The 7,852-nt window shown below is 27.2% G+C and carries 7 protein-coding genes and 1 other annotated feature; all 7 genes read right to left on the minus strand.

The window, feature by feature from the left end; genetic code table 11:
• Positions 1 to 60 precede the first annotated feature (60 nt).
• Positions 61 to 3,168: an isoleucine--tRNA ligase gene (gene ileS, locus G3997_RS08030; protein WP_296645246.1), complete on the minus strand. Its 3,108-nt coding sequence runs from the start codon at positions 3,166 to 3,168 to the stop codon at positions 61 to 63.
• Positions 3,169 to 3,280: 112 nt separating this feature from the next.
• Positions 3,281 to 3,513, minus strand: a binding site (T-box leader).
• Positions 3,514 to 3,586: 73 nt separating this feature from the next.
• Entirely contained in the window at positions 3,587 to 4,111 is a 525-nt protein-coding gene (locus tag G3997_RS08035) for a DivIVA domain-containing protein (RefSeq protein WP_296645249.1), read from the minus strand.
• A gap of 11 nt (positions 4,112 to 4,122) precedes the next feature.
• A complete protein-coding gene (locus G3997_RS08040) occupies positions 4,123 to 4,908 on the minus strand; it encodes a YlmH family RNA-binding protein (RefSeq protein WP_296645252.1) in 786 nt (261 codons plus the stop codon).
• 11 nt (positions 4,909 to 4,919) lie between these two features.
• Entirely contained in the window at positions 4,920 to 5,183 is a 264-nt protein-coding gene (locus G3997_RS08045) for a YggT family protein (protein ID WP_296645255.1), read from the minus strand.
• An 84-nt stretch (positions 5,184 to 5,267) separates the two neighbouring features.
• Positions 5,268 to 5,723: a cell division protein SepF gene (locus G3997_RS08050; RefSeq protein WP_296645258.1), complete on the minus strand. Its 456-nt coding sequence runs from the start codon at positions 5,721 to 5,723 to the stop codon at positions 5,268 to 5,270.
• Positions 5,724 to 5,771: 48 nt separating this feature from the next.
• Positions 5,772 to 6,473, minus strand: coding sequence for a YggS family pyridoxal phosphate-dependent enzyme (locus tag G3997_RS08055; RefSeq protein WP_296645261.1), 702 nt, complete (start codon positions 6,471 to 6,473; stop codon positions 5,772 to 5,774).
• A 4-nt stretch (positions 6,474 to 6,477) separates the two neighbouring features.
• Positions 6,478 to 7,578 (minus strand): HlyD family efflux transporter periplasmic adaptor subunit, encoded by a 1,101-nt coding sequence (locus G3997_RS08060; RefSeq protein ID WP_296645263.1) that lies wholly within the window; start codon positions 7,576 to 7,578, stop codon positions 6,478 to 6,480.
• Positions 7,579 to 7,852 lie beyond the last annotated feature (274 nt).

Here is a 7,852-nt window from a genome sequence, read left to right on the forward strand (position 1 = left end):
TTAATTTATTAACTAAAAAATAAAACTCCTTATGGAAATACCATAAGGAGTTTCATCAAATTATTTTCTAGTAACTTTTATACCAGTCATATGATCATTTAAATTATGTTTTTCTAAAGATTCATCATTTACTCTATTTATTTCTAAAGCTAAAGTTTCTGATTTTATATAATCTTTAAAGTTTTCTACAGCTTGAGCTATTTCATCATCACCACAGAAATCTATGTCTATATTATCTAATACATCAAAGTTACTTGCTTTTCTTATTTGTTGTATCTTAGATATGAATTCTCTTGCATACCCTTCTTCTATTAACTCTGTAGTTAATGTTGTATCTAATATAACGAATAAGTTATTTTCCATAGATACATTGAATCCTTCTTTAGCAGATATATTTACTAATACGTGCTCTTTATTAAATTCAAAGTTTTCACCATCTATTTCAACTGTGAAAGTTTCTCCAGCTTCTAACTTAGGTACAACTTCATTTGGATTTAACTTATTAAGAGCTCCTGCAAAGAACTTCATTTTAGCACCTAATACTGGTCCTAACACTTTGAAGTTTGGCTTTAAGCTAAAGTTCATGTATTCACCTAAATCTTTAGCAAATACAACTTCTTTAACGTTAAGTTCTTCTTTTATTAAGTCAACTACATCACTTATAGTATTTTCAAACTTTCCATCTACTAATACTTTTTGTATTGGTTGACGTACTTTTATTCTTGTAGCTTCTCTTGATGCTCTACCTAAAGTAACTAAGTTTTTAACTAAATCCATTTTTTCTTCTAATTGTGGATTTATTAATTCTAAGTTAGCCTTTGGATAAGCACTTAAGTGTACTGATACTTCACCAGTTAAGTTTCTGTATATTTCTTCTGATATATAAGGAGCAAATGGAGCTATAAGTCCACAAAGCTCTGTTAATATTTCATAAGTTGTGTTGTATACTGATTTCTTATCTTCTGTCAATTCAGTTGCCCAGAATCTTCTTCTTGAACGTCTGATGTACCAGTTAGATAAATCTTCATTTATGAAATCTTGTACCATTCTTACAGTTTTATTTAATTCAAATATTTCTAAGTTTTCTTCAACTTCTTTCTTTAAGTTATTGAACTTAGATAATATCCATTGATCTAATTCAGGTCTATTTTTGTAATCAACAAAGAAATCTTTTGGATTTACTTCATCTGTATTTGCATATAATGTGAAGAAGTTATATACATTTTTCATAGTTCCTAAGAACTTACTTTGAACTTCTTTTAATCCATCTACGTCAAATCTTGTTGGAGTCCATGGTGGAGATACGTATAATAAGTACCATCTTAAAGCATCTGCTCCATATTGGTCAAATAATTCAAATGGATTAACAGTATTTCCTCTAGACTTACTCATTTTCTTACCTTCTTTATCAAGTACAAGGTCGTTAACTAAAACTCTCTTATATGGAGCTTTACCCATAACGAATGTAGATATAGCAAGTAATGAGTAGAACCATCCTCTAGTTTGGTCTATACCTTCACAGATGAAATCTGCTGGGAATAGTTCTTCGAAGTTTTCTTTATTTTCAAATGGATAGTGATGTTGTGCAAATGGCATAGATCCACTATCAAACCAACAGTCTATAACTTCTGTTACTCTTGTCATCGGCTCTCCGCAGCAATCACATTTTAAATGTATATCATCAACATATGGTCTGTGAAGTTCTACTGTTTCTGGATTTACATCTTCTATAGCTTTTTCAGCTAATTCAGCTCTTGAACCAACTGATTGCTTATGACCACATTCACACTTCCATATATTAAGTGGAGTTCCCCAATATCTACTTCTAGATATTGCCCAGTCATTTAAGTTTTCTAACCAGTTACCAAATCTACCTTCACCAACGAAGTTTGGATACCATTCAACAGTATTATTGTTAGCTATTAATTGGTCTTTTAATCTAGTCATTTCTATATACCAGCTTGGCTTAGCATAGTATACAAGTGGAGTTTGACATCTCCAACAGTGTGGGTAGTTATGAGCTACCTTTTCTTTAGAGAATAATTTATTTTCGTGAGCTAACCATTTTATTATTTCAACATCTACACCTTCCTCCATAACGAATTTACCTTCCCATGGAGTTGTTGTAAATTTACCACTTTCATCAACTGGTTGTAAAACTGGTAAGTTGTATTTTCTACCTAAGTTGTAGTCGTCTTCACCGAATGCTGGTGCAGTATGAACTATACCTGTACCATCTTCAGTTGTAACATAATCACCACAAGTTACATAGAATGCTTTTTCATCAGTTTGAACGAAAGGCATTAATTGCTCGTACTGAACGTGTTCTAAATCTTTACCTTTCATTTGTGCTAATACTTCATAATCTTCACCTAATACTTTGTTAGCTAATGCTTTAGCAACATAGTATACTTCATCATTTTGCTTAACCTTTACATAGTCAACTTCTGGTCCTACTGTTAATGCAACGTTTGATGGTAATGTCCAAGGAGTAGTTGTCCATGCTAAGAAATATTCATTTGCATCAACTCTCTTGAATTTAGCTATTACTGTATTATTTTTAACTTCCTTGTATCCTTGAGCAACTTCGTGTGATGCTAAACCTGTCCCACATCTTGGGCAGTAAGGAAGTATTTTATGACCTTCATATATATATCCTTCTTTATTGAACTTATCTAATATCCACCATACTGACTCTATATAGTTATTATCTAGAGTTATATATGGGTTATCTAAATCTATTTCATAAGCCATTCTTTCAGTCATTTCTCTCCATTGCTTTTCAAAAGAGAATACTGAAGCTCTACATTTCTCATTGAATTTATCTAGTCCATAAGCTTCTATTTGTTGCTTATCTGATAATCCTAATTCCTTTTCTACTTGTATTTCTACTGGTAAACCATGAGTATCCCATCCAGCTTTTCTTTTAACTTGATATCCATTCATAGTTTTATATCTACAAACAGAGTCCTTTAAAGTTCTAGCTATAACGTGGTGTATTCCTGGGTTTCCATTTGCTGTTGGAGGTCCTTCATAGAATACAAAACTCGGATCATTTTGTCCTTTTTCTAAAGTTTTCTCAAGTATGTTTATATCATTCCAATACTGAGAAACTTCTGCTTCTGCTTGTTTTACAGAACTATCTACTAATGACTTAAATTTAGCCATAAAATCACCCTTTCTAAATTATATTTATAATTTTTATCTAATCTTAGTAAACTTAAACAAGATAGTTTTATAAATAATACTATTTTTACATATAAAAAAACTCGTCCCTAAATAAAGGGACGAGTATTAATCGCGTTACCACCCTAATTTAATATATATTAAATTTAATATATATTACACTCTATAGTTTAATTTAACGGCACTAACCGGCACAGCTTAATAAACATATGTCTTTCAGCCTGCAGCTTAGGAGTGATGTTCAACTTTATAAATTTATTGGCTTTCAGCAAATGCCAACTCTCTGTAAAATTATGTAAAGCCTACTGTCTCCGTCATTGCTTTTCAAATAGTATTTTATTTTATAATAAAAAATTTTATAATAATTTTTCTTATTAGTCAATGTTTTTTAAGTAATCTTTTAATCTAAACTCGAAACTGCAGCTTCATTTTCAAAATTATACATTATAGTATTATCAAATCCACTATGGTCTTCGTCTATTTTATAGAATATTTCATCTATACTCTTTATTTCATCTTCTAATAATGATTTGAATTTATTTCTAAATACCTTAAATTCTTTAACCATTGAATGATATTCTCTTCTTATTTCTATAACTTCATTGTTAGCTTGTTCTATAATTTGTCTTGCTTTTAAATCTGCTTCTTCAACTATAATTTTAGATTTTTTGTTAGCTGCACTACAAGTATCTTCTGCCGCTCTTTGAGCAGTTATCAAAGTAGCATTTAATGTTTCTTCTATATTTTCATATTTATTAATTTGCTCTTGATATAACTTTATTTTTTCTTTTAAATCTGCATTTTCTCTATATAATTGTTCGTAGTCTTCTTTTACTAAGTCTAGAAATTCATCTACTTCATCTTCTCTATATCCTCTTAAGCCTTTTTTAAATTCTTTATTTTCTATTTCAATTGGAGCTATCATATATTTCCCTCCTATATTATTAACTTCGCTTGAACTTTTATTCTGCCTTTTTTAGTAATATCTCCTATACTAACAACTATTGATCTACCTTTACCCCTTACTGATATCAATGAGTTCTCATATATTTCTTTTGATGGTGAAGTTATCTTTTCATAGTTTACAAAAACTCTTTCACCATTTATATATTTTAAACTATCTTGCCTTGATATATTATATAAACCACTGACTATACAATCTAATCTTTGTGATGATACTGTAAAAGATAGTTCTTTATAAGTTGGTAAAGTCGGAATAATATTTTCTTTAGATATTTTCTTTACAGTAACTTTATTTCTAGATACTTTATTTAAGTTTATATTTAAAAAATCATAAATACCATTCATCACCATAACTTGGCAAAAATTATCATGTATTATTATATCGCCTATCTTTTCTCTAACTATACCTAAATTAAGTATTGCTCCTAAATAATCCTTATGGGATATTTCTTTAAACTTAAAGTTACCTTCAATTTGAACTATTTCTAATTTATTTTCTATATCCTCGTATTCCATATAGTATGGGTATATAAATATGACTTTTCGTTCGGCGTCATCATAACCACCATCCACACTATATTTTATATCATCAAATGAGTTTAAAATGCCTATTGCATTTTTTACTTCGTAAGGATTTAAAAAATCAGTACATTTTACTTCATAATGTTTTAAGCAACTATTAATTTTATCTATTACTTTAAACATCTTATTTTTTAACTCTATGTCTTTTATATGATTAGTAAGTTTTATTTTATCCATTAATAACTACCTTAAATAAATATTGTTAGTGCTATATTTTTTAATAATATAAGTGCAAGTATAGTTACCATAGGTGAAAAATCAACTGGACCACTTGTATACTTATCCATTACTGATCTTATTGGTGCTTCTATAGGTTCTGTTATCGTTGATAAAACATCATAGAATTTACCTCCACCATTTGGTAGCCATGTCATAAAGCTTTTTATAACTATAATCCATGACAATATATCAAATAAATAATATAGCGATATTCCTATTGTACTTGTACCCATGTTTTCACCCTTTCTTATTAAAATAAAATTTATTTACTTTGCCAMTTGTACCYATGTTTTCACCCTTTCTTATTAAAATAAAATTTATTTACTTTGCCAAGGGAAAAGAGTTTTACTTTCTAACTCTTTTTTTATACTAGAGTCAATATCCACATTATTAGGTGCTAAAATAAAAATACCTTTAGAAACCTTTTGTATCCCACCATCTAGAACATATACTGCTCCATTCATAAATTCAAATATTGATTTACGAATACTTGGATCATTTAAATTTTCTAAATTAACTATAACAGCTTTTTTTTGTTTAAGATGATCTGCTATTGTAGTAACCTCTTCATATTTTTTAGGCTCTACTATAACAACTTTCATTGGACTTGATGTGTGTAAGTTAACTATTTTAGCTGTTTTAGTATTTGATATAGATGTAAATTGATCTAATTCTTCCTCTTCTTGATCTAATTCATCTTCAGGTGCATCAAACTCTTCCTCTTCTTCTTCTGTTATCCAATTTTTAAACTTATTGAATATTCCATCTGCCATTATTAACTTCCTCCTCATTATTTATTCTTTAGTTTATTATTTAACTTATTATTTATTATAATTTCGTTCACCAAATATTGATGTTCCTACTCTAACAATAGTAGATCCTTCTTCTATTGCTATTTTATAATCATTGCTCATTCCCATAGATAAATAGTTCATAGATACTTTAGGTATATTTAAACCTTCTATTTTTAGTGATAAATTCTTTAGTTTTTTAAATACTATTCTTATCTTATCTTCATCATCAGTAAATGGAGCCATTGTCATAAGTCCTTTTACATTTATATTATTGTATTTACTTGAAATATTTTTTATAAAGTCTATAACATCTTCTTCATCTAATCCATGTTTAGAATCTTCTTTAGATATATTTACTTGAACTAAACAATCAATTACTCTATCTATTTTTTCAGCTCTCTTTTGAATTTCTTCACATAGACCTTCTCTATCTAGAGAATGTATCATGTGTACTTTATCTATTATATATTTAACCTTATTAGTTTGAAGACTTCCTATTAAATGCCATCTAACTTTATCACCAATTACCTCATACTTTCGAGCTAATTCTTGAGGTTTATTTTCTCCAACATCTGTAACCCCACATTCTATAGCCTCTAGAACTTTATCTACATCTACAGTTTTTGTTACAGCTATAAGTGTTATATCATCACTTTTTCTACCAACAGTTTCTTTAGCATTTTCTATATTTAACTTTATAGTTTCTATATTTTCTCTAATAGTATTCATTTTATCACCTACTTATCTTTATATTTTTATTTAATATATTTGGCTTTACAATAATTTCATCATATATATCTACAGTCTTTATTCCTTCTTTCTGATTTTTATAATAATCTATAAATATAAAATCATCATCTTCATATAGTATGTTTTTTAATTCAATGAAATCTACCTTTTTAGTTTGTTGATTTAATACATACACACCTTTTTTATCGTTTAATTCTTCTACCGATTGTTTTGGTATCTTTAAACCTTCTATTTGTTTATATATTATATCAAATTCTGTTGCTCTTGTATCATAAATTTCTACATTTTGATTACTTATTTTAAATATAATTACATTATTACCTTCATTTTCATATATTTTTTCTACATATCCTTCTATATTTTTTTTATCTAATACTATTTCAACACTCTGCTTTTCCTCAAATATATCTTTATCTATAGATATAGCTATATACGAATAGTTACTTGATATAATTCTTGCTATAATCTCAGATTCTTTTATATATTCATTTTGTATATTTATATCTTTATAATTATTTTCCGTATTTTCTATATCTTTAGCTGTTATATTCTCCATATTTTCTATAGTATATATATCTTCATAACCATCATAATTATTAGACACAACTCCTGATGTAGGTATGTTTATCGAATTTAAATTTTTATTATTTTCATTAGTAAGTTTTTTACGTTGCTCTATCTTAGTATTAATTTTTACATCTATTAGTTCTTTACTAAAATTAGATTTACTATTTTCTTTATCTATTTTTAATGTTTCTATTTCTTCATTTAGCTTGTTTATAGTAGATTTATTTTCATCTAAATTTTTAATATTATTATATATAACGCCTATTGTATCTCCCTTTTTTAACTTTTCACCATTTCTAGCTGTAAAATTTATAGTTCCACTTTGATTTGATTTTACTAAATACTCATCTCTTATAATTAATCCTTTAGTAGTTACTTTTAATTCTACTTTTTCAGTTTCAATCACTAATGTATCAGTGCATTTTCCTATTAAATTTATAATAAATCCAAATAGTATATAAGTAAATATTATAAGAATCAATAAATTAGAGTGTTTTATATTTTTTATTTTTTTCAATCTTAAATCTCTCCAATCTATTTTTATTAAAACTTTTATAATATTTCTTCAAATAATATCTATTGTCCTTTTAATTATCTTTAAAAAAAACATTACATCGTTTGCTTATTTTCTACTAATTTAAATTTTATTCTTATCTTATAAAAAATCAAAATATTTAAATTTTATAATTTTTATTAAATTTAAATTCATATTCATCTTCAGTTGAAACTCCACAATATCTATGAGCATAATCTATAGCCTTTTGTTGCTCATTTGTTAATTATATTTCTGG

Origin of the sequence: Romboutsia sp. 13368 (assembly GCF_018336475.1) — a bacterium.
Taxonomy (GTDB): Bacteria; Bacillota; Clostridia; order Peptostreptococcales; family Peptostreptococcaceae; genus Romboutsia.

Bases quoted from the DNA above. Each gene is read 5' to 3' on its own strand.
- G3997_RS08040 (WP_296645252.1), bottom strand. From the start codon at position 4,908: ATGGATAAAATAAAACTTACTAATCATATAAAAGACATAGAGTTAAAA.
- G3997_RS08055 (WP_296645261.1), bottom strand. From the start codon at position 6,473: ATGAATACTATTAGAGAAAATATAGAAACTATAAAGTTAAATATAGAA.
- G3997_RS08050 (WP_296645258.1), bottom strand. From the start codon at position 5,723: ATGGCAGATGGAATATTCAATAAGTTTAAAAATTGGATAACAGAAGAA.
- G3997_RS08035 (WP_296645249.1), bottom strand. From the start codon at position 4,111: ATGATAGCTCCAATTGAAATAGAAAATAAAGAATTTAAAAAAGGCTTA.
- ileS (WP_296645246.1), bottom strand. From the start codon at position 3,168: ATGGCTAAATTTAAGTCATTAGTAGATAGTTCTGTAAAACAAGCAGAA.
- G3997_RS08045 (WP_296645255.1), bottom strand. From the start codon at position 5,183: ATGGGTACAAGTACAATAGGAATATCGCTATATTATTTATTTGATATA.